1 protein-coding gene is annotated in these 474 nt (G+C 45.4%); it reads right to left on the bottom strand.

The features are described 5' to 3' along the window. The coding region (locus NE665_RS24000) for a prealbumin-like fold domain-containing protein (RefSeq protein WP_256302717.1) at positions 1-474 on the bottom strand (474 nt) is incomplete at both ends.

Below are 474 nucleotides of genomic sequence, written 5' to 3'. Positions count from 1 at the left end.
ACATCGCCGTCATAGTTGTACACGTCTCTGTTTGCATATAGCGTGATTTCAGCGCCGACTAGCAGCTGTTGGTCATCTGCGTCCTTTTTGACAGCCTGTACTTCAACTTTCTGACGTTCATTTTCATAAGTACCGGCATCTCCGAATACGATCGCTGTATTCTGATCCTCATAGACGAGCTCGACTTCTCTGATATCATCGGAATGCGTGAATCCGTTTGGAGCAGTTTTTTCCGAAACTTGATATTTACCCAAAGGGAGCAGCTTGGTCTGTGCTTCACCTGCAGCATCGGTCGTTATCGTATCTACCAGATCGCCTTTGTGATATAGGATATCGCCCTGATTATCTGGAGATGAGATATCTTCCGCTGCCTTGACTTCGAACACAGCACCCTTCAATTTCCGCATTTCATATTTGAACTTCGTATTGCCATGATCATCAGTTTCTGCAGAAGTAAGGACCTCTCCCTGTTTT

Source organism: Clostridium sp. DFI.1.208, from assembly GCF_024463855.1.
Taxonomy (GTDB): domain Bacteria; phylum Bacillota_I; class Bacilli_A; order Erysipelotrichales; family Erysipelotrichaceae; genus Clostridium_AQ.
Note: the sequence above shows the minus strand (reverse complement) of the source record. Positions and strands in the feature narration are given on the sequence as shown.